General features: G+C 70.3%; 24 protein-coding genes, 1 tRNA gene and 1 pseudogene. 16 read left to right on the top strand and 10 right to left on the bottom strand.

The window, feature by feature from the left end; all coding sequences use genetic code 11:
• The first annotated feature begins 2 nt into the window (after positions 1–2).
• From ACFQS1_RS28710 to ACFQS1_RS28685, 6 genes are all read left to right on the top strand, one after another.
• Complete coding sequence (locus tag ACFQS1_RS28710; protein ID WP_378974265.1) at positions 3–698, top strand: GntR family transcriptional regulator; 696 nt, start codon at positions 3–5, stop codon at positions 696–698.
• Positions 695–1,462, top strand: coding sequence for an NAD(P)-dependent oxidoreductase (locus ACFQS1_RS28705; RefSeq protein WP_378974263.1), 768 nt, complete (start codon positions 695–697; stop codon positions 1,460–1,462). The genes ACFQS1_RS28710 and ACFQS1_RS28705 overlap by 4 nt, the downstream gene beginning before the upstream one ends.
• Before the next feature lie 229 nt (positions 1,463–1,691).
• Positions 1,692–2,660 (top strand): ABC transporter substrate-binding protein, encoded by a 969-nt coding sequence (locus ACFQS1_RS28700; RefSeq protein WP_378974261.1) that lies wholly within the window; start codon positions 1,692–1,694, stop codon positions 2,658–2,660.
• Entirely contained in the window at positions 2,657–3,463 is an 807-nt protein-coding gene (locus ACFQS1_RS28695; protein ID WP_378974259.1) for an ABC transporter permease, read from the top strand. The genes ACFQS1_RS28700 and ACFQS1_RS28695 overlap by 4 nt, the downstream gene beginning before the upstream one ends.
• The gene (locus tag ACFQS1_RS28690) at positions 3,460–4,239 is read left to right on the top strand and encodes an ABC transporter permease (protein WP_378974257.1); all 780 of its coding nucleotides are present in this window, start codon (positions 3,460–3,462) and stop codon (positions 4,237–4,239) included. Before ACFQS1_RS28695 ends, ACFQS1_RS28690 begins: the two co-directional genes overlap by 4 nt.
• Positions 4,240–4,250: 11 nt before the next feature.
• Entirely contained in the window at positions 4,251–5,048 is a 798-nt protein-coding gene (locus ACFQS1_RS28685; protein ID WP_378974254.1) for an ABC transporter ATP-binding protein, read from the top strand.
• Between the two features lie 71 nt (positions 5,049–5,119).
• Here the strand turns inward: ACFQS1_RS28685 and ACFQS1_RS28680 are convergent, their stop codons facing one another.
• Positions 5,120–6,316, bottom strand: coding sequence for a hypothetical protein (locus ACFQS1_RS28680; protein WP_378974252.1), 1,197 nt, complete (start codon positions 6,314–6,316; stop codon positions 5,120–5,122).
• A gap of 73 nt (positions 6,317–6,389) precedes the next feature.
• On the opposite strand from ACFQS1_RS28680, the pseudogene ACFQS1_RS28675 reads away from it, so the two are divergent.
• Positions 6,390–6,668: pseudogene (locus ACFQS1_RS28675) on the top strand (site-specific integrase); the annotation flags it as partial.
• Between the two features lie 148 nt (positions 6,669–6,816).
• On the opposite strand, the gene ACFQS1_RS28670 reads toward ACFQS1_RS28675, so the two are convergent.
• Together ACFQS1_RS28670 and ACFQS1_RS28665 are read right to left on the bottom strand one after the other, a co-directional pair.
• Positions 6,817–6,887, bottom strand: a tRNA-Gly gene (locus tag ACFQS1_RS28670).
• A gap of 53 nt (positions 6,888–6,940) precedes the next feature.
• On the bottom strand, positions 6,941–7,441 hold the full coding sequence (locus ACFQS1_RS28665; RefSeq protein WP_378974249.1) for a pyridoxamine 5'-phosphate oxidase family protein: 501 nt from the start codon (positions 7,439–7,441) through the stop codon (positions 6,941–6,943).
• Between the two features lie 75 nt (positions 7,442–7,516).
• Between ACFQS1_RS28665 and dcd the strand changes: the two genes are divergently transcribed.
• Positions 7,517–8,095: a dCTP deaminase gene (gene dcd / locus ACFQS1_RS28660; protein ID WP_378974246.1), complete on the top strand. Its 579-nt coding sequence runs from the start codon at positions 7,517–7,519 to the stop codon at positions 8,093–8,095.
• A 50-nt stretch (positions 8,096–8,145) separates the two neighbouring features.
• Here the strand turns inward: dcd and ACFQS1_RS28655 are convergent, their stop codons facing one another.
• Positions 8,146–9,009, bottom strand: a complete 864-nt coding sequence (locus ACFQS1_RS28655) for a TIGR03620 family F420-dependent LLM class oxidoreductase (RefSeq protein WP_378974243.1) — start codon at positions 9,007–9,009, stop codon at positions 8,146–8,148.
• A gap of 60 nt (positions 9,010–9,069) precedes the next feature.
• On the opposite strand from ACFQS1_RS28655, the gene ACFQS1_RS28650 reads away from it, so the two are divergent.
• Positions 9,070–9,345: a YciI family protein gene (locus tag ACFQS1_RS28650; protein ID WP_378974241.1), complete on the top strand. Its 276-nt coding sequence runs from the start codon at positions 9,070–9,072 to the stop codon at positions 9,343–9,345.
• Here the strand turns inward: ACFQS1_RS28650 and ACFQS1_RS28645 are convergent.
• A complete protein-coding gene (locus ACFQS1_RS28645) occupies positions 9,330–9,869 on the bottom strand; it encodes a phosphoribosyltransferase (RefSeq protein ID WP_378974238.1) in 540 nt (179 codons plus the stop codon). The genes ACFQS1_RS28650 and ACFQS1_RS28645 overlap by 16 nt on opposite strands.
• A 112-nt stretch (positions 9,870–9,981) precedes the next feature.
• Here ACFQS1_RS28645 and ACFQS1_RS28640 point away from each other — a divergent pair, with 112 nt between their 5' ends.
• The gene (locus tag ACFQS1_RS28640; protein WP_378974235.1) at positions 9,982–11,112 is read left to right on the top strand and encodes a PP2C family protein-serine/threonine phosphatase; all 1,131 of its coding nucleotides are present in this window, start codon (positions 9,982–9,984) and stop codon (positions 11,110–11,112) included.
• An 11-nt stretch (positions 11,113–11,123) separates the two neighbouring features.
• Here ACFQS1_RS28640 and ACFQS1_RS28635 read toward each other — a convergent pair whose 3' ends face one another.
• Positions 11,124–11,276: a hypothetical protein gene (locus ACFQS1_RS28635; RefSeq protein WP_378974232.1), complete on the bottom strand. Its 153-nt coding sequence runs from the start codon at positions 11,274–11,276 to the stop codon at positions 11,124–11,126.
• Positions 11,277–11,525: 249 nt separating this feature from the next.
• On the opposite strand from ACFQS1_RS28635, the gene ACFQS1_RS28630 reads away from it, so the two are divergent.
• On the top strand, positions 11,526–13,382 hold the full coding sequence (locus ACFQS1_RS28630) for an acyl-CoA dehydrogenase (RefSeq protein WP_378974230.1): 1,857 nt from the start codon (positions 11,526–11,528) through the stop codon (positions 13,380–13,382).
• A gap of 5 nt (positions 13,383–13,387) precedes the next feature.
• Here ACFQS1_RS28630 and ACFQS1_RS28625 read toward each other — a convergent pair whose 3' ends face one another.
• On the bottom strand, positions 13,388–13,906 hold the full coding sequence (locus ACFQS1_RS28625) for a SixA phosphatase family protein (RefSeq protein ID WP_378974227.1): 519 nt from the start codon (positions 13,904–13,906) through the stop codon (positions 13,388–13,390).
• Between the two features lie 89 nt (positions 13,907–13,995).
• Between ACFQS1_RS28625 and ACFQS1_RS28620 the strand changes: the two genes are divergently transcribed.
• Positions 13,996–14,274, top strand: a complete 279-nt coding sequence (locus tag ACFQS1_RS28620) for a DUF6458 family protein (RefSeq protein WP_378974224.1) — start codon at positions 13,996–13,998, stop codon at positions 14,272–14,274.
• A gap of 84 nt (positions 14,275–14,358) precedes the next feature.
• Here the strand turns inward: ACFQS1_RS28620 and ACFQS1_RS28615 are convergent, their stop codons facing one another.
• Positions 14,359–15,195, bottom strand: a complete 837-nt coding sequence (locus ACFQS1_RS28615; RefSeq protein ID WP_378974222.1) for an SDR family oxidoreductase — start codon at positions 15,193–15,195, stop codon at positions 14,359–14,361.
• 114 nt (positions 15,196–15,309) lie between these two features.
• Between ACFQS1_RS28615 and ACFQS1_RS28610 the strand changes: the two genes are divergently transcribed.
• Complete coding sequence (locus ACFQS1_RS28610) at positions 15,310–15,669, top strand: winged helix-turn-helix transcriptional regulator (protein WP_378974220.1); 360 nt, start codon at positions 15,310–15,312, stop codon at positions 15,667–15,669.
• Here ACFQS1_RS28610 and trhA read toward each other — a convergent pair.
• Entirely contained in the window at positions 15,660–16,337 is a 678-nt protein-coding gene (trhA, locus tag ACFQS1_RS28605; RefSeq protein WP_378974218.1) for a PAQR family membrane homeostasis protein TrhA, read from the bottom strand. The two genes, ACFQS1_RS28610 and trhA, sit on opposite strands and share 10 nt — an antisense overlap.
• 79 nt (positions 16,338–16,416) lie before the next feature.
• Here trhA and ACFQS1_RS28600 point away from each other — a divergent pair, with 79 nt between their 5' ends.
• From ACFQS1_RS28600 to ACFQS1_RS28590, 3 genes are read left to right on the top strand one after another with little or no spacing between them, the layout of a single operon-like run.
• Positions 16,417–17,019 carry a 5-oxoprolinase subunit B family protein gene (locus ACFQS1_RS28600; protein ID WP_378974296.1) on the top strand — a complete coding sequence of 201 codons (603 nt, stop codon included), beginning with the start codon at positions 16,417–16,419 and terminating at the stop codon, positions 17,017–17,019.
• The gene (locus ACFQS1_RS28595) at positions 17,016–17,873 is read left to right on the top strand and encodes a 5-oxoprolinase subunit C family protein (RefSeq protein WP_378974216.1); all 858 of its coding nucleotides are present in this window, start codon (positions 17,016–17,018) and stop codon (positions 17,871–17,873) included. Before ACFQS1_RS28600 ends, ACFQS1_RS28595 begins: the two co-directional genes overlap by 4 nt.
• A complete protein-coding gene (locus ACFQS1_RS28590; RefSeq protein ID WP_378974294.1) occupies positions 17,869–18,618 on the top strand; it encodes a LamB/YcsF family protein in 750 nt (249 codons plus the stop codon). The genes ACFQS1_RS28595 and ACFQS1_RS28590 overlap by 5 nt, the downstream gene beginning before the upstream one ends.
• A gap of 6 nt (positions 18,619–18,624) precedes the next feature.
• Here the strand turns inward: ACFQS1_RS28590 and ACFQS1_RS28585 are convergent, their stop codons facing one another.
• Positions 18,625–20,415 (bottom strand): NHL domain-containing thioredoxin family protein, encoded by a 1,791-nt coding sequence (locus ACFQS1_RS28585; RefSeq protein ID WP_378974214.1) that lies wholly within the window; start codon positions 20,413–20,415, stop codon positions 18,625–18,627.
• Between the last annotated feature and the right edge of the window lie 8 nt (positions 20,416–20,423).

Below are 20,423 nucleotides of genomic sequence, written 5' to 3'. Positions count from 1 at the left end.
ACTTGCCTGCCGACGACCGTCGTCCGACCATCCCGCCCGCCGGCCCGGGCCGGACCGAAGACCCCGCCCGCCACGCCCGGGACGCCCTCCGGGACGCGATTCTCAACGGCGAGTACCTGCCCGGCGAGCGGCTCGTGGAGGCGCAGCTCTGCGAGCGCCTCGGGGTGAGCCGCTTCAACGTGCGCGCCGCGTTGCAGGACCTCGCGGCGGACGGCCTGGTCAAGGTCGAGCGCAACAAGGGCGCGCACGTCCGCAAGGTGACCCTCGACGAGGCGGTCGAGATCACCGAGGTGCGCATGGTGCTGGAGGGCCTGGTCGCGGCGCGCGCCGCGGCCCGGGTGACCGACGAGCAGGCCAGCGAGCTGGACGAGATCGGGCTGCTGATGCGGCGGGCGGTCAACGCCGGCGAGTTCCGCCGCTACGGCGACCTCAACCAGCGGCTGCACGGGCTGATCCGCGACATCGCCGGCCACCGCACGGCCGACGGCATCATCGAGACGCTGCGCGGCCAGCTCGTCCGCCACCAGTTCATGATCTCGCTCCACCCCGGACGCCCGGCGATCTCGCTGCCGCAGCACGAGCGGATCATCGAGGCGATCCGGAATCGGGATCCCAAGGCCGCGGAGTCCGCGATGCGCGAGCACATCGCCAGCGTGATCGAGGCGCTTCGCGACGTCGACGCGACGGAGTTGCGATGATCATCGCGGTGCTGGGACTGGGCGAGGCCGGCGGCCTCATCTCGGCCGGCCTGGTGGCGGCGGGGGCCGAGGTGCGAGGGTACGACCCGCGGGTCGATCCACCCCCGGGCGTACGGCGATGCGGCAGCGACGCCGAGGCGTGCGAGGGCGCGGAACTGGTGTTGAGCCTCAACAGCGCCGCCGACGCCCCGCAAGCGCTGGCCGAGGGTTTGCCCGGCTGCGCGCCCGGCACGCTGTGGGCCGATCTCAACACCGCCGCCCCGGCCGAGAAGCTCGCGCTGGCGGAGGCGGCCGCCGATCGGGTACGCGTCGTGGACGTCGCAATGATGTCCCCGGTCCCCGGCCACGGCCTGCGCACCCCGATGACCGCGAGCGGCCCGGCGGCCGGCGACTACGCGGCGATGATGCGCCCGCTCGGCGCCGAGGTCGACGTGCTCGACGGACCGGTCGGCGCGGCCGCCACGCACAAGCTGCTGCGCAGTGTGTTCTACAAGGGACTGGCCGCCGCCGTGCTGGAGGCGACCGCTGCGGCCCGGACCGCGGGCCTCTCCGAGTGGCTGCGCGGCAACATCACCGCGGAGCTGATCCGGGCCGACGCCGCCACCCTCCAGCGGCTGCTCACCGGGTCGAAGACGCACGCCGTACGCCGGATCCACGAGATGGAGGCGGCCGAGCGCCTGCTCGGCGACCTGGGCGTGCCGGCCCGCGTCACCCGCGCGAGCCGGGACTGGCTGGCCGACCTGGCCGGCGACCCCGACGCTTGAGCGCCGTCGCCGCGATTGTTGACAATCGCTGGGGGAGTATTTGAGCGCACCAACTGCCGTTTCGCGTCGGCTTCGCGGCGGCCGGGCAAAATCGTTGACAATCCTGTAACCGAGGCTCTAGCGTTCTGGCAGGTGGCACGGCCGCGGGACATTGGTCTATGCGAATGGTAGATCCCTTCTCTTTGGAAATCTCCAGTCCGGCTTCGATGACGTGAGGGTGCTGAGAACCATGCTGAGAAAACGGCTCATCGCATTGCTGACCGTCACCGCGCTGGCAGCCACCACGGCCGCCTGCGGTGGCTTGGACGACTCCTCGGACGGCAACACCGGGTCGAGCTCGCCCGACAAGGTCAAGGTCGGCGTCATCCCGATCGTCGACGTGGCGCCCATCTACCTGGGCAAGGCCAAGGGCTTCTTCGAGAAGCAGAACATCGACCTCACGCTCGAGCAGGCCCAGGGCGGCGCCGCGATCGTGCCGGCCGTGGTCAGCGGGCAGTACCAGTTCGGCTTCAGCAATGTGGTGTCGCTGCTCCTCGGCGCGTCCAAGAACGTCCCGATCAAGGTGGTCGCCAACGGCAACAACGCCACCGCCGACCCCCAGAAGGACTTCAGCGGCCTGCTCGTCAAGGACCCGGCCATCACCCGCCCGAAGGACCTCGAGGGCAAGACCGTCGCCGCCAACACGCTGAAGAACATCGTGGCCACCTCGGTGAACGAGATCGTCCGGAAGGACGGCGGCGACCCGACGAAGGTCAAGTACGTCGAGGTCGCGTTCCCCGACCAGGCCGCGTCGCTCGAGGCCAACCGCGTGCAGGCGGTCTTCCTGGTCGAGCCGTTCGTGTCCTCGGTGAAGTCGAAGAACTGGAAGCAGCTCGGCTCGTTCGCCGCCGTCAGCCCGAGCCTCATGGTCGCGGACTACTTCACCTCGTCCCAGCTGCTCGGCGAGAAGCCCGACCTGGCCAAGCGCTTCACCTCGGCGCTGAAGGAGTCGCTGGCGTACGCCGACGCCCACCCCGACGAGGTGCGGCAGATCGTCACCACCTACACGACGATCAAGGCAGACGCCGTGGCCGCCATGACGCTTCCGAAGTACAACCCCGAGATCGACAAGGCATCGCTCGACCTCATGAACAGCCTGCTGGTCAAGGACGGCCTCCTCACGGCCCCGGTCGACACGGCGAAGCTGATTCAGCAGTGACCGCTCCGCTCGGATCCCTGCGCAGGGCCGGAGACTCTCCGGCCCTGCTCGGGCTCGCCGGGCTCCTCGGCTTCGGCGCGCTCCTGGAGATCCTGCCGCGGGCGGGCGTGCTCCCCGCGGAGTATTTCCCGCCGGCCAGCCGGATCCTGAGCGCGCTGGTCGAGGAGTTCGGCCGCGCCCGCTTCTGGCAGGCGGTCCTCGGCACGGTGACGACCTGGCTGCTCGGCCTCGCGATCGCGGTGGTGGCCGGCATCGTGCTGGGCATCGTGATCGGCTCCGTCCCGGCGCTGCGGCTCGCCACCGCGTCCACCATCGAGTTCCTCCGGCCGATCCCCTCGGTGGCGCTGCTGCCGCTGGCGATCGTGCTGTTCAGCGCCCCGATCCGGTCGATCCTGCTGCTGGTGGTCTACGCGTCCTTCTGGCAGGTGCTGATCCAGGTCCTGCACGGCGTGGCCGACGTGGACCCCGTCGCCCGCGAGACCGCGGCCTCCTACCGGCTCGGCCGCTGGCGCAAGGCCCGCTACCTGGTCTGGCCGACCACCCTGCCGTACGCGATCACCGGCATCCGCCTGGCCGCGTCGGTGGCCCTGGTCCTCACCATCACCGGCGAGCTGCTGATCGGCGGCACCAAGGGGATCGGCGAGGAGATCAACGTCGCGCAGAGCAGCATCGCGGTGCCGTCGATGTACGCGCTGGTCGTCGTCGCCGGTCTCATCGGCCTGGGCGCCAACCTCGCCACCCGCCGTGCCGAGCGCCTGGTGCTCGCCTGGCACCCGTCGGTCCGAACGGAGATCCCGCTGTGACCCGCCTGCTCGCCCGGGCCGGTCTGGTCCTCGGCCTCCCGGTGATCCTGCTGGTGACCTGGTGGTTCGCCAGCGCCGGCAGCAAAAGCTTCTACCAGCCGCCGCTGGAGACGATCGTCAAGGTCTTCCCGCACACGTGGACGGCCGAGCGATTCCGCGTCGACGTGCTGCCGAGCCTGATCCGGCTGTTCATCGGCTACGGCCTTGCCCTGCTGGTGGGCATCGGCCTCGGCGTGCTGATCGGCGCCAACCGCCGGCTGCGCTCGCTCGTCGAGCCGATCCTCGAGTTCCTCCGGGCGATCCCGCCGCCGGTGCTGGTGCCGATCCTCATTCTCATCGCCGGCATCGGCAACCCGACCAAGGTGCTGGTCATCGTGGCCGGCGGCATCTGGCCGATCCTGCTGAACACAGTGGAGGGCGTACGCGGCGTCGACGAGATCCTCGCCGACACCTGCCGGAGCTACCGGATCCACGGCTGGCTGCGGATGCGTACCTTCGTCTTGCGCGCGGCCAGCCCGCAGATCGTCGTCGGCGCCCGCCAGGCGCTGTCCATCTGCATCATCATGATGGTCATCGGCGAGCTGCTCGGCGCCACCGACGGCCTCGGCTACACGGTCGTCGAGTTCCAGCGCGGCTTCCAGATCCCCGAGATGTGGAGCGGCGTGTTCGTGCTGGGGCTGCTAGGTGTCCTGCTGTCGCTGGCCTTCACCCTGGTCGAGCGGCGAGTCTTGAACTGGTACCACGGAGCGCGCGCCGCCGAGCGCAGCGGACGGTAGGGAGTACGGCGATGCTGGAGATCCAGTCCCTGCGCAAGACGTACGGCGGTCAGGGCCGGGTCGTCGAGGCGATCGGCGACATCACGCTGACCGTGGGGGACGGCCAGTTCGCCTGCGTCGTCGGCCCGTCCGGCTGCGGCAAGACCACGCTGCTGCGCTGCCTCGGCGGCCTGCTCACGCCGACCGCGGGCGAGGTGAAGGTGAACGGCCAGGCGGTGACCGGCCCGCCCGACGGCGTCGCGATCGTCTTCCAGGAGTACGGCCGCAGCCTGTTCCCCTGGCTGCGCGTCGCCGAGAACATCGAGCTCCCGCTGAAGTCCAAGGGCATCGCCAAGGCCGACCGTCGCACAATCGTCGCCGAGTCGCTCGAGGCCGTCAGCCTGGCCGACGCCGGCAAGGCGTACCCGTGGCAGCTCTCCGGCGGCATGCAGCAGCGCGTCGCGATCGCGCGGGCGATCGCCTTCCAGCCCCGCGTCATGCTGATGGACGAGCCGTTCGCCGCGGTCGACGCGCAGACCCGGGCCGACCTCGAAGACCTGGTGCGGACGGTCTGGAAGCAGTTCGGAATGACGATGCTGTTCGTCACCCACGACATCGACGAGGCGGTCTACCTGGGCCAGCGGGTCGTGGTGCTCTCGTCGTCGCCGACCCACGTGCTGGAAAACCTCGACATCGACCTGCCCGACGACCGCGACCAGCTCAAGACCCGCTCGGACGCCCGCTTCGTCGAGTTGCGCTCGCACATCTACGCCCGAATCCAGGAGGCAAAGGGCGCCGGCGGCAACGCTACGGTGGCAACCGCCCCTTGACGACCGCCCACCTCAGCCCGGTCGCCTCGCAGCGTTCGACCAGCCCGAGGATGCACCACCGCGACCGATGGTCACCGTTGGGGTTTGCGGTTGGACAGCCGAGCGTTGTCCAGCTCCCACTGCAGCACGGTGTCGAGCGTGTCAAGTGCCCGCCCCTCGACCGTGGCGTTCGGGCTCTGCAGACCGTCGACCACCTCGGGCAGGGCCGCCACCACCGCTGCGGCGGCGGCCTGAATCGGCTTTTCGGCGCCGTCGGCCACGGCCCGGATCAGGTTCACCACCGGGATGCGCGCGGTGCCTGCGTACCGTCCGGCGATCCGCTTCAGGCCGGCCGGCAGTCCCGACCCGGCCTCGCGCGTGGCCGCGGACAGCCCGGCGAGGAGAAACTCGGCCAGTTCGCTGTGGCCGGCAGCTAGACCGGGAAGCACCGCCGTGACCGCGGCGCGGGTCGCTGCCTCCGCGGTCGTCTCGGTGCCGCCGTCCGCCGGGGCGTCCGCCTGGTAGGCCAGTCGCCGCCGGCCCGCGGTGCTCATCTGGAACAGAACCATCAGCGCCATCGCCCGGTAGTAGTCGCTGATCCCGTCGGCACCCGCCAGCGCAGCCAGCCGCGGCACCGCGCCGGGGGTGCCGGGCACCGCCGTGCCCTGCGGGAACGCGTCGTCGGCGATCGCCGCAATCAGGTCGCCCACACCGTCGAAGGTGCGGCCCTCGAAGGGCACCACCTCAGCGGCCGCGCGAAGATCGGCGGCGGGACGGCGAAAACCACCGCACGTGAGTCCGGGAGGCTCGGGCAGAGACGGTGCGGCGGCCGTCTGCGCGCCGACGACCCCCGCGCGGATCCGGTCGGCCTCGGCCCGGTCGAGCTCGTGCGCCAGGCCCTCCCGGGAGAAGCGCTCGATCGCCTTGTCCGGGAACTGGCCGCACGCCGAGTTGACCTGACCGCCGAACTTCCGGGCAATGGCCGCAACGGCCTTCTTCTCGGCCAGTGAGACTTCCAGGGGACCCTCGTAGGGCGGGTCCACCGCGAGCGAGTGGGCTCGCCACCAGCCGGCGAAGCGACCCTCCAGCGGGTCGTTCGGCACCTCCCGTACCGCGACCAGCAGGTGGCCGCGCTCGGCCAGCTTCTCGGCGACGGCGTAGGCCGAGACCTCATCCGGCACCGACACGACGAAGCGCATCTCACGAATCACGGCCGCAAATCCTATTGACGAAGGGTCGGCTGCCCGGCGTCGGAAGCGCCGGGCAGCCCACGGCGCCGTATCCTCCAACCCAACTGACCGGAGCCCGACCGCCCACCACGCTTCGTGTGACAGAACCGAATTACGTGAGCGTCGACAGTCCGAAGCCGTAGCCGCCGTAGGAGCGCCCGGCCTGCACTTCAACGACCTACGGCACACCGGAAACTCGCTGGCCTCGCGCACACCAGGCGCAAGCCTGCGCGACATCATGGCCAGGATGGGCCACGACAGCCCACGCGCAGCTCTGATCTACCAACACGCCAACCGAGAGGCCGATCAGGGCATCGCAGACGCAATCGACAAGGCGGTAAAGGCGGCCCGCCGCAAGCCAAGCAAACGGACGGCAACCCCGTCGGCCGGCGGCGATGAGGCAGCCGCCTAGCGAGCTAATGGCACGTTAATGGCACGCGGCCCGTCCGAAGCGCTCAGCGCGTCCATCGCAACGTGGGGGTCTGGGGGCTCGGCCACCAGGTAGAAATGCGAGAAGCCCCTGGTCCGCGCACTTTGCGGACAGGGGCTTCCCGGATACGAGCGGGTGACGGGAATCGAACCCGCACTGTCAGCTTGGGAAGCTGATGTTCTGCCATTGAACTACACCCGCGGCGGGCATCACTGTACCTGATTTGGCACGGCCGTGGCGGGAGCGGCCCGCGGCTAACTCGCGATGGCCAGTGGGCGGGATAACTCGGCTCGCCAGGTGCGGGACAAAGGGTGGACCTTGGGGGCGGCGGCCAGCGGCAGGGCGCCGGAAGGGCCGTGGCGGCGGAGGGTTGCTGTCTCGATGCGGAGCTCGTAGAGGTGCCAGTCGACGGCCGGCGAGGCTCGCCAGGCCTCGGAGAGGGTGGCGATCACGAGCGGGTCGTGGACTCGGGTGGCTCGGCCGGTCAGGTAGGCCTCGTCGTCGCTCTCTTCCGGGGGAAATGAGTGCAAGGCGTAGCGGCCGTCGCGGGCCAGGTCGCGGCGTTTGGGGGACGCGACTATGAAGCAGTAGAGGGCCTCGTCGGTGAACACGGGCGAGACGGGATGGACCCGGGGGCCGCCGTCGGGGCGGACGGTGGCCAGGTAGGCCATGCCGGGACCGTACTGCTCGAAGAGGGCGCGGATGGCTGCTGCCAGCGACGGGTCGGCGGCGGCGAAATCGGACCAGGAAGCCATGGGGTGATTCTATCGAACATATGTTCGACACGCCCAGGGAAACACGCCGAAAGTGCAGCTCGGTATGGTGTTGCGATGCTGCTCTCCGACCGCGACCTCGTCAGTGAGATCAAGGCTGGCGATCTCGCCCTCGAGCCGTTCGAGCCGGCGCTCATGCAACCGTCCAGCATCGACGTGCGGCTGGACAGGTTCTTCCGGGTGTTCAACAACCACCTTTACACCCACATCGACCCGGCCGAACAGCAGGACGACCTGACCGCGCTGGTCGAGGTGGCTCCGGGCGAGGCGTTCGTGCTGCACCCGGGCGAGTTCGTGCTTGCCTCCACGCTCGAGGTGATCACGCTGGGTGAGCAGCTCGCGGGACGCCTCGAGGGCAAGAGCAGCCTCGGGCGGCTCGGGCTGCTGACGCACTCGACGGCCGGCTTCATCGACCCGGGATTCTCGGGGCACGTGACGCTGGAGCTGTCCAACGTGGCCAACCTGCCGATCAAGCTCTGGCCGGGCATGAAGATCGGGCAGCTCTGCATCTTCCGCCTGTCGTCGCCGGCCGAGCACCCCTACGGTTCCGCCGTCTACGGCTCCCGCTACCAGGGACAACGTGGCCCGACGCCGAGCCGTTCGGCGCAGAACTTCCGGGTCTGGCCGACCGCCTGACGGGGGTTATCCGCCCAGCCCGGCGGACTCGACGAAGGCGCGGGCGGTGATCAGAGGCTGAGCAGCTTGGCCAGGCGGCGCCATTCCTCGCGCGGCAGGTGGTCGGTGGGGTCGGCCGGCAGTACCTGGATCGCCACGTGGTTGGCGCCCGCGGCGAGGTGGGCGTCGATGCCGGCCCGGATCGCCTCGTCGTCGCCCCAGATGACGGCCTGGTCGAGGAAGCGGTCGCTGCCCTCGCCGGACAGGTCGGCCTCGGTCAGGTCGAAGCGGCGCAGGGCGTTGGTGTAGTTCGGCAAGGCGAGGTAGCTGCGCGCCATGCGGCGGGCCACCTCGTGGGCCTGGGCGCGATCCGCGCCGAGGAAGACCTTCTGCTCGGGGATGAGCAGGCGGTCACGGCCGACGATCTCGCGGGCCTGGGCTGTGTGGGCGGGTGGCATCAGGTACGGCAGGGCGCCGGCCGTGAGGTCTCGGGCCGCGGCCAGGGTCTTCGGCCCCAGGGCGGCGATCATGCGCTCGGCCGGCGGGACCTCGCTGAGCTTCTCGGTCAGGAAGGTGCGCAGGCGGGTGAGGGGCTTCTCGTAGAGCAGACCCATCTGCTCGGCGGCGGGGGCGTGGCCGGAGCCGACGCCCAGGTAGAAGCGGCCCGGGAACTGGCCCTGGATGCGTACGTGCGACGCCGCCAGGCGGGGTCCGTCGCTGCGCCAGATGTCCACGATGCTGGTCCCGACGACCAACCTGGACGTCGCTGCCAGCAGGGCCTCGGGCAGCAGCAGATCGTCCGGCGGGCTGCCGCCGATCCAGACCGAGCCGAAGCCGAGGCCTTCCAGCTCCTGAGCCGCGGAGGCGACCTGGCCCGCATTGTCCGGCCAGTGCTTGCGGGAGATCCAGATTCCGTAGCGTCCGAAGTCGTCCACACCTCGGATCGTACGATCGAGGGCGTTCACCCGCCGGAGAGGAACGCCACCGTGTACCTGATGATCTCGACTTATCTGGTCCCGCTCGACGAGATCGCCGAGGTGCGCGACGAGCACCTGGCCTTTTTGGAGGGTTTGTCCGCGCAGGGCACGCTGGTGGCGGCCGGCCGGCAGGAGCCGCCGACCGGCGGCATGGTGCTGCTCGACGTCGCGGACGAGGCGGCGGCCCGCGCGGTGATCGCCCATGACCCGTACGTGCTGCGCGGCCTCGCGGAATACGAGGCGCGCGGCTGGAACCCGACCGTCGGCGCCCTCAAGGATTACGGCAAGTCCTGACCCGTCAGAAGTCCGCGAATGTTCAGTTCCGCGGAGACTTCGGGCGGACATTCGTCGACGATCACGGCGGTGCCCACGTACGTGCCGGGGAACAGGCTTCGTAACGCCCGGCACTGGGCGCCGGTCGCCGCCCAGTCGTCGACCACCAGCACCCGGTCATCCGGATGCGTCAGGCCCACCCGTACACCCAACTGCTGTTGATCTCCTCGATGATCGCTGGGGACCGTTGCCCAGATCATCGGCTCCGCGATGGGACGCCGCGCCCCGGCGCGGTATGCCTCCACGAAACCGGCGCCCAACGCTCGCGCCACCAGGGGGCCTACCAGAAATCCGGTGACTTCCGGCGAAACCACCACGGTCGGGGCGGAGGCGCGGAACAGGTCGGCCAGCGCGTCGCCGAGACCGGAAATGACCATCGGATCCCGCCACCAGCCGGAGCGGTCGCTGACCAGATAGCCGCTGCCGTCGGCCGGGTCGGTCCAGTGGAAGCGGGACCGGAGGAGGTCACGAAGATCGACTGCCACGCGGACATCCTGTCACCGCGGCCGGCCCGACCGACCCCCGGTGACGAAACAGGTGGTTAGAACCGAGTCAGACTAGGGGTCAAGTTGATGCAGTGACTCGCCCTCATCGTGCATGCTGTTCCGCGTAACCATGCCGACTTCAACGCCGGGCCATCGCCGCCCGCTCAGCCCTGGATCCCGCGCCGGTCTCGGCGCGGCCCTCGTGCTGCTCGCGGTCGTGTCCGCCGTGGAGCTCGCGGACGGCGAGCACGCGCATTTCGTCGGCCTCCTCGCCGCAGTCCCGTTCCTCGCCGCCGTCTTCGCCTTCTGGCAGACCGTCTTGGTGGCGGGCCTGCTGGCCACGATCGTCGGGATGGTCTTCGTCGGGGTGGACCCGGCGCAGGGCATGTCCGGCGTGGTCAACATCGTCGGCGTCATCGTGGCCACCGGCATCGCGGCGGCGGGGGCGACGATCCGGCAGCGGCAGGCCGACCGGATAGCGGAGCTGCAGCGGCTCGCCGCGGTGGCCCAGCAGGCGGTGCTGCGCCCGATCGGGCCGCAGGTGGGTTCGCTCTCGGTCGCCGGCCGGTACATCTCGGCGACGGCGGCCGCGGACATCGGCGGCGACCTCTACGAGGCTCTGGACACCCCGTACGGCGTACGCATCATCATCGGTGACGTGCGGGGGAAGGGACTGGACGCCGTCCGCCTCGCGAGCATCGTGCTCGGGTCCTATCGGCACGTCGCCTACGAGCGGGCCGACCTCACGGCGGTGGCCGCGGATCTCGATCGGGCGGTGGCCCGCAGCGTCGGCGACGAAGACTTCGTGACCGCCGCGCTGGTCGAGGAGCGGGGCGGGACGCTGACGATCGTCAACTGTGGACATCCGGCGCCGCTGCTGCTGCGCCGCGGTCAGGTGATCTCGCTGGAGCCGGACGCGCCGGCGCCGCCGCTGGGCTTCATGCCGGAGGTCAAGGCCCGGGTGGATCGGCTGGAGCCGGGGGATCGGCTGCTGCTGTTCACCGACGGGCTGGGCGAGGCGCGACGGGACGGCGAGTTCTTCCCCACGGCGGACCGAGCGTGGCGGCTGCTCGGGCACGGCACGGTGGGCGACGGCCTGGCGTCGCTGGAGACCGCGCTGGTCGACTGGGTGCACGGCCGTCTCGAGGACGACATCGCGCTGGTGCTCATGGAATACACGGGGCCCGGCGACGGTCCCACCGTACCCATGCCGAGCTGGGAGGTCGGCGCCGCCGGAAGTTAGGCGGCGGCATGTCAGGCGGCGGCGGTGTCCGCCTTTTCGGGCTCCTCGGAAGGGACCGGCGAGGCCGGTGGTACCGGGTCGGCCTGGCGGTGCTTTCCGACGTAGTTGCGTGGCTGATCGGCCTGGCGAGGCTCGGGAATCAGGTTTTTGATCGTGGCGAACATGACGCGCCCCCTTGGCTCCGACAAAGAGAGAAGCTCTATCCCGACCAACGAGCCACGAGAGCGCTCGATACGTCGCCGGGACGGTCGTCGACGGTTATTGGCCGAACGGTTGTGCCCCCGCCCACCGATCCGTCGGTTCGCGTCAAAAACCCTTGCGGGTTGTCCGTTCCTACCGATGGGTAATACAGTGGGAGTTACTGACGGGTAACTCGCGTGTCACTCGCGTCGTTCGGAAGCGGGGCCAGCTCCATGACTCACTACAAGGGCAACCTTCGGGACCTCCAGTTCAACCTGTTCGAGGTCTTCGAGGCTGATCGTGCGTTCGGCCAGGCGCCGTACGATGAGATCGACGTCGACACCGCGCGCGACGTCCTCACCGAGATCAACCGCCTCGCCACCGAGGATCTTGCGGCCAGCTACACCGACGCCGACCGCAATCCGCCGGTCTTCGACCCGGCCACGCACACCGCTCCGCTGCCCGAGTCGTTCAAGAAGTCGTTCCGGACCTGGATGGCCTCGGAGTTCTGGCGCCTCGACCTGCCCTCCGAGCTGGGCGGCACGCTGGCGCCGCGGGCCCTCTGGTGGGCGCTGGCCGAGCAGGTGCTGGGCGCGAACGCCCCGGTGTGGATGTACTCCTCGGGCCCGTCCTTCGCGCACGTCGTGCACACCGAGGGCACCCCCGAGCAGAAGGAGTGGGCCAAGCTCTTCGTCGAGAAGCAGTGGGGCTCGACCATGGTGCTCACCGAGCCGGACGCGGGCTCGGACGTCGGCGCCGGACGCGCGCGGGCCATCCCGCAGCCGGACGGCTCGTGGCACATCGAGGGCGTGAAGCGGTTCATCACGTCGGGCGAGCACGATCTGACCGACAACATCATCCACTACGTGCTGGCCCGCCCGGTCGGCGTCGAGGGCGTCGGCGGCCCGGGCACCAAGGGCCTGTCGCTGTTCATCGTGCCGAAGTACCACTTCGACGCCGCGACCGGCGAGCTGGGCGAGCGCAACGGCGTCTACGCCACCAACGTCGAGCACAAGATGGGCCTCAAGGTCTCCAACACCTGCGAGCTGACCTTCGGCGAGCAGGGGACGCCGGCCAAGGGCTGGCTGCTGGGCGAGGTGCACCAGGGCATCCGGCAGATGTTCATGATCATTGAGTACGCCCGGATGATGGTCGGCACGAAGGCGATTGCCACCCTGTCCACCGGGTACCTCAACGCGCTCGAGTACGCCAAGAACCGCGTCCAGGGCGCCGACCTGGTGCGCAACGAGGACAAGGCCGCGCCCCGGGTGACGATCACGCACCACCCGGACGTACGCCGCTCGCTGATGCTGCAGAAGTCGTACGCCGAGGCGCTGCGCGCCCTGGTGATCTACACCGGCACCTGGCAGGACAAGGTCGCCATCGCCAAGGCGGCCGGCGACGAGAAGGCGGCCAAGGCCGCCGCCAAGGTCAACGACCTGCTGCTTCCGCTGGTCAAGGGGGTGGGCTCCGAGCGGGCGTACGAGCTGCTCGGGCACGAGGCGCTGCAGACGTACGGCGGCTCCGGCTTCCTGCAGGATTACCCGCTCGAGCAGTACGTCCGGGACGCGAAGATCGACACCCTGTACGAGGGCACCACCGCGATCCAGAGTCTCGACCTGATCTTCCGCAAGATCGTGAAGGACCAGGGCCGCGCGCTGGCCACCCTGGCCACCGAGATGCAGGGCTTCGTCGAGAGCGAGGCCGGCAACGGCCAGCTCAAGGAGGAGCGGCTCGCGCTCGGCAAGGCGCTCAGCGAGCTCCAGCAGATCCTCGGCGTCACCATGGGCTGGCTCGGCGCGGTGCAGGGCGGCGAGACCCGCGAGCTGTACAAGGTGGGTCTCAGCTCCCGCCGCGTCCTGCTCGCGCTGGGCGACGTGGTGCTCGCGTGGCTGCTGCTGCGCCAGGCCGAGGTCGCGCTCAAGGCGCTCAACGGCGAGGTCTCCCCGGCCGACAAGCACTTCTACGAGGGCAAGGTGGCGGCGGCCCGCTTCTTCACCCGCGAGGTGCTGCCCCGGGTCGGCGCCGACCGCCGCATCATCGAGAACACCACGCTGGACATCATGGACCTTCCCGAGGAAGTGTTCTAAACCGCTCAGCCGCGGGCCGTGTGGCGCTCGACCAGGGACATCGAACCCGGTTCGGTCTGCGCCCACGGCCCCTGCGCGCGGTGCACCGCCAGGCTCGCGGTGCGCAGCTCGACCTCCTGCCCGTCCCACTCGGCGTCCGGGACCAGCAGGATGGACACTTCGGACACGGTCGGGTTGTGCCCGACCACCAGCACCGTGTGGACGGTGTCGGGGACGGTGCGGAGCAGATCGAACACCTCGGTGCGGCCGCCCGCGTACAGGCTCTTCTCGTAGCGCACCTCGGGCGTGACGCCGCCCCTGCCCGCCTGGGCCAGCGCGATCGAGACGCCCTGCCAGGTCTGCCGGGTGCGCTTCGCCGGCGAGCAGAAGACCAGGTCGGGGTGGATGCGCTCGTCGGCCAGCCAGGCGCCGGCCGCGTCCGCGTCGTTCTCGCCGCGGGTGGTGAGCCGCCGGTCGAAATCGGGGTCGTCGCCGGGGGTCTCGGCCTTGGCGTGGCGGAGAAGCACGAGCGTCCGAACGGTCATGGCACCAGCTTGCCTGATTACGGATCCGGCCGCGTGGGTAACCCCCTGACCGAGGCATTGACCCCGGTACGGATCAAGGAGGCCCGGCAATGGGCATCGGCGGAAGTATCTTCCTGCTGGCGGTGGGGGCGATTCTGGCGTTCGCCGTCAACGCGGACATCAGCGGACTCGACATCAACGTCATTGGATGGATCCTGATGGCCGCCGGCCTGATCGGGTTGATCGTCACGCTGTGGTTCTGGAACAGCCGTCGCCGGACCGTGGTGACGCGACAGAGCCAGACGCCGGTCGCCGGTCCCGGATACTCGGCCGAGTACCGCGAGACGCGCCGCGACGACGCGCCCCCGCCTCCGCCCCCTGGCTACTGATCCCCCCGAACCGCGGCGCCGACCCACCGCCCATCCCCCTGGCGGCCGGGTCGGCGTCGCGCGTTTCCACGGTCCTTTGGGATTTCAGGAGAGCTGGGCACGGATCGAGTCGGCGAGCGGCGTGACCGGACGGCCCAGCAGCGTCTCCAGATCGGTGCGCGGCACGTCGAGGGCGCCCCGCGAGGCGGCACGGTCCGAGTCCGCGAGGATCTCGGCGGCGGCCGGCGGCAGACCCACTCCGACCAGCAGCTCCGCGTACTTCTCTTCGGGCAGGTCGGTGTAGGTGACCGTCTTGCCGGACAGCCGGGAGATCTCGGCGGCCAGCTCGTCCATCGTGAACGACTCGCCGCCCAACTCGTACACCTTGCCCGCATGCCCCTCGCCCACCAGGGCGGACGCCGCGGCCTCGGCGTAATCCGCCCGCGGCGACGCGGCGATCCGGCCGCGGCCGGCCGCGCCGAACAGGCCGTGCTCCAGCGCCTGCTGGACGTTGTAGTTCTCGATGTACCAGCTGTTGCGCAGGATCGTGTGCGGCAGGCCCGAGTCGGCCAGCAACCGCTCGGTGAACAGGTGCTCGGCGGCCAGCTTCATGTCGGTGGTGTCGGCCTTGGGCGCGCTGGTGTAGACGACCAGGCCCACGCCGGCGTTCTTGGCCGCGGTGACCACGTTGGTGTGCTGCTGGATGCGCCGGCCGACCTCGCTGCCCGAGATGAACAGCACCTTGTCGGCGCCGCGGAAGGCGTCGGTGAGCGCGTCGACGTCCTCGTAGGCGACCTGCTTCACGGTGATCCCGAGGTCGGCGATCTTGTCGACCTGGCGGCCGAGGCCGACGATCTCGCTCGCGGGCACGCCCTTGGCCAGCAGGGACTCGATGGCGAGGCGGCCGAGGTGCCCGGTGGCGCCGGTGACGACGATGGTCATGGTTTCTCCTTACCTGAGGCTGTCAGAAGAAGCCAACAGGGCAGCTCAACCATCACTTCCCAGAAGATAGTAGGCACCTTGAAGTGCAGTACTTACCGGCGGGATACTGACGGCATGCTGCCCGATGCCTATGCCGCCGATTGCCCCAGCCGGCAGATCCTCAACCGGATCGGCGACACCTGGAGCGTGCTGGTCGTGGTGATGCTCGCCGACGGCACGCATCGGTACACCGAGCTGGCCCGGCGCATCCAGGGCGTCAGCCCCAAGATGCTCACCCAGACGTTGCGCGGGCTGGAGAGGGACGGGCTGATCACGCGTACGGTTCATCCGGTCGTCCCGCCGCGGGTGGACTATGCGCTCACTTCGCTTGGGCAGAGCCTGTACGGCCTGGTCGAGGGCCTCGAGAAGTGGGCCGAGGCACACATCGACGATGTGCAGGCCGCCCGGACTGCCTACGACGCCGCTCAGGCGTAAAGAGCGAAATACACGGCTATGTGGTGGCAGATCGCCGCCACCAGGGTGCAGGCGTGGAAGAACTCGTGGTGTCCGAAGACGTTCGGCCAGGGGTTCGGCCGGCGCATTGCGTAGAAGACCGCCCCGACCGTGTAGATCACGCCGCCCAGGACCAGCAGCACCAGGCAGGCCACGCCGCCGCGGTGCAGCACGTCGGGCAGGATGGCGATCGCGGCCCAGCCCAGCGCCACGTACAGCGGGGCGCCGGCCCATCGCGGCAGATGCGGCCAGATCACCTTGAGCGCCACGCCGCCGAGCGCGCCGCCCCAGATCAGCCCCAGCATCAGCGCGGCCTTGCCGGGCGAGAGCAGCTCGACGCAGAAGGGCGTGTAGGTGCCCGCGATGAAGATGAAGATCATCGAGTGATCCATGCGGCGCATGATCTGGTAGCCGCGCTCGCTCCACACCCGCCGGTGGTAGAGCGCGCTGATCCCGAAGAGGCCGCACACGGTGGCGCTGTAGACGAGGCAGCTCAGAAAGGCCGCGATGCCCGGGCGGCTGAGCGCGATCGAGCAGAGCACGATGCCGCCGACGAGAGCGACGAAGAACGCGTACTGATGAAGGCGACCGCGTAGCCGCGGTTTGCCGAGGTCGGTCGGCTTCATCCGGAACGGGGCGGAAATCGTCACGCCTCCTAGGTTACGGCACCGTAAGTTACCGACCGGTAGTGAAGTCGCTCACCACGGTGCGTCAGGCAAGATGATGCTCATGAGAGTAAGGCCCGTCGGCGGCAGCGCGCTGCTGATCGAATGCCGCGACGGTGCCGAGGTCGAGGCCTGGCGGGCCGACCTCTGGCGTCGTCGGGAGGCCGGTGAGCTGCGGTTCGACGAAATCGTGCCGGGCGCGGCAACGATCCTGCTCGATGGTGTGAGATTCTCCGCCGCGACGCTGGCCGCGCTTGCTCCGCCGCCGCCTTTGCCCGCAACGGCCGGGCCGCTGATCGACATCCCGACCACGTTCGACGGCGCGGATGTCGCCGATGTCGCGTCGCGATGGGGTGTGCCGGTCGCGGCGGTGGCGCAGCGATTGACGCAGACGTCGTTCCGCGTGGCTTTTTGCGGGTTCGCGCCGGGTTTCGCGTACCTGCGCGGACTTCCGGAGGAATGGTCGGTGCCTCGGCTCGCCGCACCGCGATCTCGCGTTCCGGCGGGGTCGGTCGCCCTCGCCGACAGCTATCTCGGGATCTATCCGGCGCCCTCGCCGGGCGGGTGGCGGCTGGTGGGTCACACAGATCAAGAGCTTTTCGACGTACGCCGTGAGCACCCGGCCCTGCTCACGCCGGGGACGCGCGTGCGACTGGTGCCGACATGATCACGGTGCAGCGGGCGGGCCCGTTGACCACCGTGCAGGACCTGGGACGGATCGGCTACGCCCATCTGGGGGTGCCGCGGTCGGGGGCGCTTGACCTTCCGGCGATGCGGTGGGCCAACGCGATGGTGGGCAACCCGATCGGGGCGGCGGTGCTGGAGACGACGTTGCTGGGCTGCGCGCTGCGGTTCGAGGTCGCGGCCCGGGTCGCCGTCGCGGGCGCCGAGGCGGTGGTGCGGGTCGACAAGCAGCCGGTCCCCACCACGACGGTCATCGAGGTCGCGGCCGGGGCGGTGCTCGACGTCGGGCGGGCCACGCGTGGCGTGCGCTCGTACGTGGCGGTGGGCGGCGGCGTCGGCGTCGAGCCGGTGCTGGGCAGCCGATCGACCGACACGCTGTCGGGCCTGGGGCCGCCGAGGCTCGCCAACGGCATGACGCTTGACCTTGCGTGGTCTTCGCCCAGTGAAGCAGCGGGGTCTGACAAGTTTTCCGGGCTGTCCACAGGGGCGGCGGGCCCGGGCGGCGGCGAGCTGGTGCTGGGCGTGCGGCTCGGGCCGCGGGATGACTGGTTCGTGAGCGGTGAGCTCTTCGCGTCGGCGTACACAATCTCTCCGGTCAGCAACCGCGTCGGCTGCCGGCTGGCCGGCAGCGCCCTGACCCGCACCCGGGCCGGCGAATTGCCCCCGGAAGGGATCGTGCTGGGCGCGGTGCAGGTGCCGGCGGACGGGCAGCCACTGATCTTTCTGGCCGATCATCCGACCACGGGCGGATATCCGGTCATCGGGGTGGTGGCGGACGTGACTCCGCTGGCTCAGGCGCGGCCGGGGACTACGGTGCGGTTCCGTGCGATCGATTGATCTGAACGCGGACCTCGGCGAGGGCTTCGGCCGCTGGTCCCTCGGCGACGACGAGGCGCTGCTCGACATTGTGACCTCGGCGAACGTGGCGTGCGGCTTCCACGCGGGCGACCCGGCCACCATGCATCGGATCTGCCGGGCGGCGGTTTCGCGCGACGTGGCGATCGGGGCCCAGGTGGGCTACCGCGACCTGGCGGGCTTCGGCCGGCGGCGGATCGAGTACGACCTCGACGAGCTCCGCGACGACATCCTGTACCAGATCGGGGCGTTGGAGGCGTTCTGCCGGGTGGCGGGGGGCAAGGTCAGCTACGTGAAGCCGCACGGTGCGCTCTACAACACCGCGGCGGTCGACGAAGGCCAGGCGTCGGCGGTGGTGGCGGCCGTGCGCGCCTACGACGAGACGCTGCCGGTGCTGTGCCAGCCCGGCTCGGTGCTCGCCCGCCTGGCCGGCGCGGCGGGCCTGACGGTGGTCGGCGAAGGGTTCGCCGACCGCGGCTACCGGGCCGACGGCACGCTCGTGCCCCGGTCGGCGCCGGGTGCGCTGATCCAGGATCCGGAGGCCGTGGCGGCGCGGGCGGTGCGGATGGCCGTCGAGGGCGTCGTCGACACCGCCGACGGCGACGTGATCCCCTGCCCGGTCGAGTCGATCTGCCTGCACGGTGACACGCCCGGCGCGGTGCGTCTGGCCGGCAGCGTGCGGGCCGGCCTGCTGGGCGCCGAGCTGGCCGTCGCGCCGTTCAGCTAATGGGGTTTATGCCGGCTCGTCCATGCCGCGCAGGATCAGCGGTAGGCGGGACGGGCCGCCGGGGGTGACCACGACCGGCACTCCCCAGTCCTGCCGGGTCAGGTGGCAAGCCGGGAACTCCTCGTCGACGTCGCACGTCGCGGCCTGGGCGATCACCTGCAGGACGCCCTTCCCGACCGCCGGGTTGATCACCAGTGGGCGGGACAGGTCGGTGGTCACGCCGGCGCCCTCGAGCAGGAGCTCCGGCGGCGCGGCCGACACCTCCAGCCGGGTCGACGGGCCGAACTGGGTGTCGAGCTTCTGGCCGGGCGCGGGGGTGAAGACGATGTCGAGGGTCAGCGGGCCGGCGCCGATCACGGACGGTGGGCGCTCGGTCTGGTGGCGCTCGCCGGTGACGGTCTTGACGATGCCGGGAGCGAGGTGGATCAAGCGGTGGCCGCCCGACTCCACCACGAAGACCTCGCCCGTGGAGGTGACCAGGATGTCGCTGGGCTCGGCAAGGCCGGAGTCCACGGTGGACACGGCGTCGGTGGCCGGGTCGTAGCGGCGGACGGCGCCGTTGTACGTGTCGGCGACCAGCACCGAGCCGTCGGGCAGGGCGGCGACACCCAGCGGGTGCTGGAACAGGGCCTGCTCGGCGGGGCCGTCGACGTGGCCGAAGTCGAACAAACCCTGGCCCACGGCGGTGTGCAGCACGCCGGCCTCGATGTAACGCAGCGCCGAGGTCTCGCTGTCGGCGATCCACAGGCGGTCGCCGCCCACCGACAGGCCGGACGGCTGCGCCATCCACACGTCCGGAATCGGGCCGTCGCGCAGCGACTCGACGGTGGTGCCGGCGTAGACGCCGACCGTGCCGGCCGCCGGCTCGAACCACCACAGCTCGTGGATGCCGGCCATCGCGACGATGACCTTGTCGTCGTACCAGGCCACGTCCCAGGGAGAGGACAGGTCGGCCTCGAGCGCCGGCTGCGTGCCCTCGACCGCGGAGCGCCAGGGCTTGCCGGAGCCGGCCACCAGGGTGACCTCACCGGAGTCCAGCCGGAGGCCGCGTAGCTGATGATTGACCGTGTCGGCGACCACGACGTCATAGCCGACCCGATCGCGGACCGAGGGCGGCAGCAGGAGCAGGCCCTGCGGCTCGCTGAACGGGGCGCCGCCCTCACCGGTGCCGTAGCGGCGCACCAGCGTCTCGCCGTCGGGGGTCAGCTCGACGACCGAATGGCGCGCCGAATCGGAGACCAGCAGGTTGCCGCCGGGCAGCTCGATCGCCTTGCCGGGGAAGCGCAGCAGGGTGTCGGCGGGGGCGGGCGGGACGTACGGGCCGTCGCCGCGGTGCAGCGTGCCGTCCGCGGAGTGCTTCGCGATCAGCTCGTCGATCAGGCGGGACAGGCCCTCGGCGTGACCCTCGCCGGCCATCGAGGCGACCAGATAGCCGGTCGGGTCGATCACCGCGAGCGTGGGCCAGGCCTTCGCCGCGTACTGCTGCCAGAGGTGCATGTCGGCGTCGTCGATGACCGGGTGGTGCACGCCGTACCGCTCGACCGCGGCGGCCAGCGCCTCGTGGTTCTGCTCATGCACGAATTTGGGCGAGTGCACACCGATGATGACCAGGGCGTCGCCGTACTTCTGCTCCACCGGGCGCAGCTCGTCGAGGACGTGCAGGCAGTTGATGCAGCCGTAGGTCCAGAAGTCGAGCAGTACGACCTTGCCACGCAGGTCGGCGAGGGTGAGGTCCTTGCCACCGGTGTTCAGCCAGCCGTGGCCGCGCAGCTCCGGCGCCCGTACGCGTGCAGTCATCGCACCAT

The organism is Paractinoplanes rhizophilus, from assembly GCF_042664765.1.
Classification (GTDB): domain Bacteria; phylum Actinomycetota; class Actinomycetes; order Mycobacteriales; family Micromonosporaceae; genus Actinoplanes; species Actinoplanes rhizophilus.
Note: the sequence above shows the minus strand (reverse complement) of the source record. Positions and strands in the feature narration are given on the sequence as shown.

Coding starts and splice junctions, on each gene's coding strand:
- dcd (WP_378974246.1), top strand. CDS start 7,517: ATGCTGCTCTCCGACCGCGACCTCGTCAGTGAGATCAAGGCTGGCGAT.
- ACFQS1_RS28640 (WP_378974235.1), top strand. CDS start 9,982: ATGCTGTTCCGCGTAACCATGCCGACTTCAACGCCGGGCCATCGCCGC.
- ACFQS1_RS28635 (WP_378974232.1), bottom strand. CDS start 11,276: ATGTTCGCCACGATCAAAAACCTGATTCCCGAGCCTCGCCAGGCCGAT.
- ACFQS1_RS28665 (WP_378974249.1), bottom strand. CDS start 7,441: ATGGCTTCCTGGTCCGATTTCGCCGCCGCCGACCCGTCGCTGGCAGCA.
- ACFQS1_RS28620 (WP_378974224.1), top strand. CDS start 13,996: ATGGGCATCGGCGGAAGTATCTTCCTGCTGGCGGTGGGGGCGATTCTG.
- ACFQS1_RS28595 (WP_378974216.1), top strand. CDS start 17,016: ATGATCACGGTGCAGCGGGCGGGCCCGTTGACCACCGTGCAGGACCTG.
- ACFQS1_RS28625 (WP_378974227.1), bottom strand. CDS start 13,906: ATGACCGTTCGGACGCTCGTGCTTCTCCGCCACGCCAAGGCCGAGACC.
- ACFQS1_RS28685 (WP_378974254.1), top strand. CDS start 4,251: ATGCTGGAGATCCAGTCCCTGCGCAAGACGTACGGCGGTCAGGGCCGG.
- ACFQS1_RS28700 (WP_378974261.1), top strand. CDS start 1,692: ATGCTGAGAAAACGGCTCATCGCATTGCTGACCGTCACCGCGCTGGCA.
- ACFQS1_RS28705 (WP_378974263.1), top strand. CDS start 695: ATGATCATCGCGGTGCTGGGACTGGGCGAGGCCGGCGGCCTCATCTCG.
- ACFQS1_RS28615 (WP_378974222.1), bottom strand. CDS start 15,195: ATGACCATCGTCGTCACCGGCGCCACCGGGCACCTCGGCCGCCTCGCC.
- ACFQS1_RS28630 (WP_378974230.1), top strand. CDS start 11,526: ATGACTCACTACAAGGGCAACCTTCGGGACCTCCAGTTCAACCTGTTC.
- ACFQS1_RS28610 (WP_378974220.1), top strand. CDS start 15,310: ATGCTGCCCGATGCCTATGCCGCCGATTGCCCCAGCCGGCAGATCCTC.
- ACFQS1_RS28600 (WP_378974296.1), top strand. CDS start 16,417: ATGAGAGTAAGGCCCGTCGGCGGCAGCGCGCTGCTGATCGAATGCCGC.
- ACFQS1_RS28650 (WP_378974241.1), top strand. CDS start 9,070: ATGATCTCGACTTATCTGGTCCCGCTCGACGAGATCGCCGAGGTGCGC.
- ACFQS1_RS28585 (WP_378974214.1), bottom strand. CDS start 20,415: ATGACTGCACGCGTACGGGCGCCGGAGCTGCGCGGCCACGGCTGGCTG.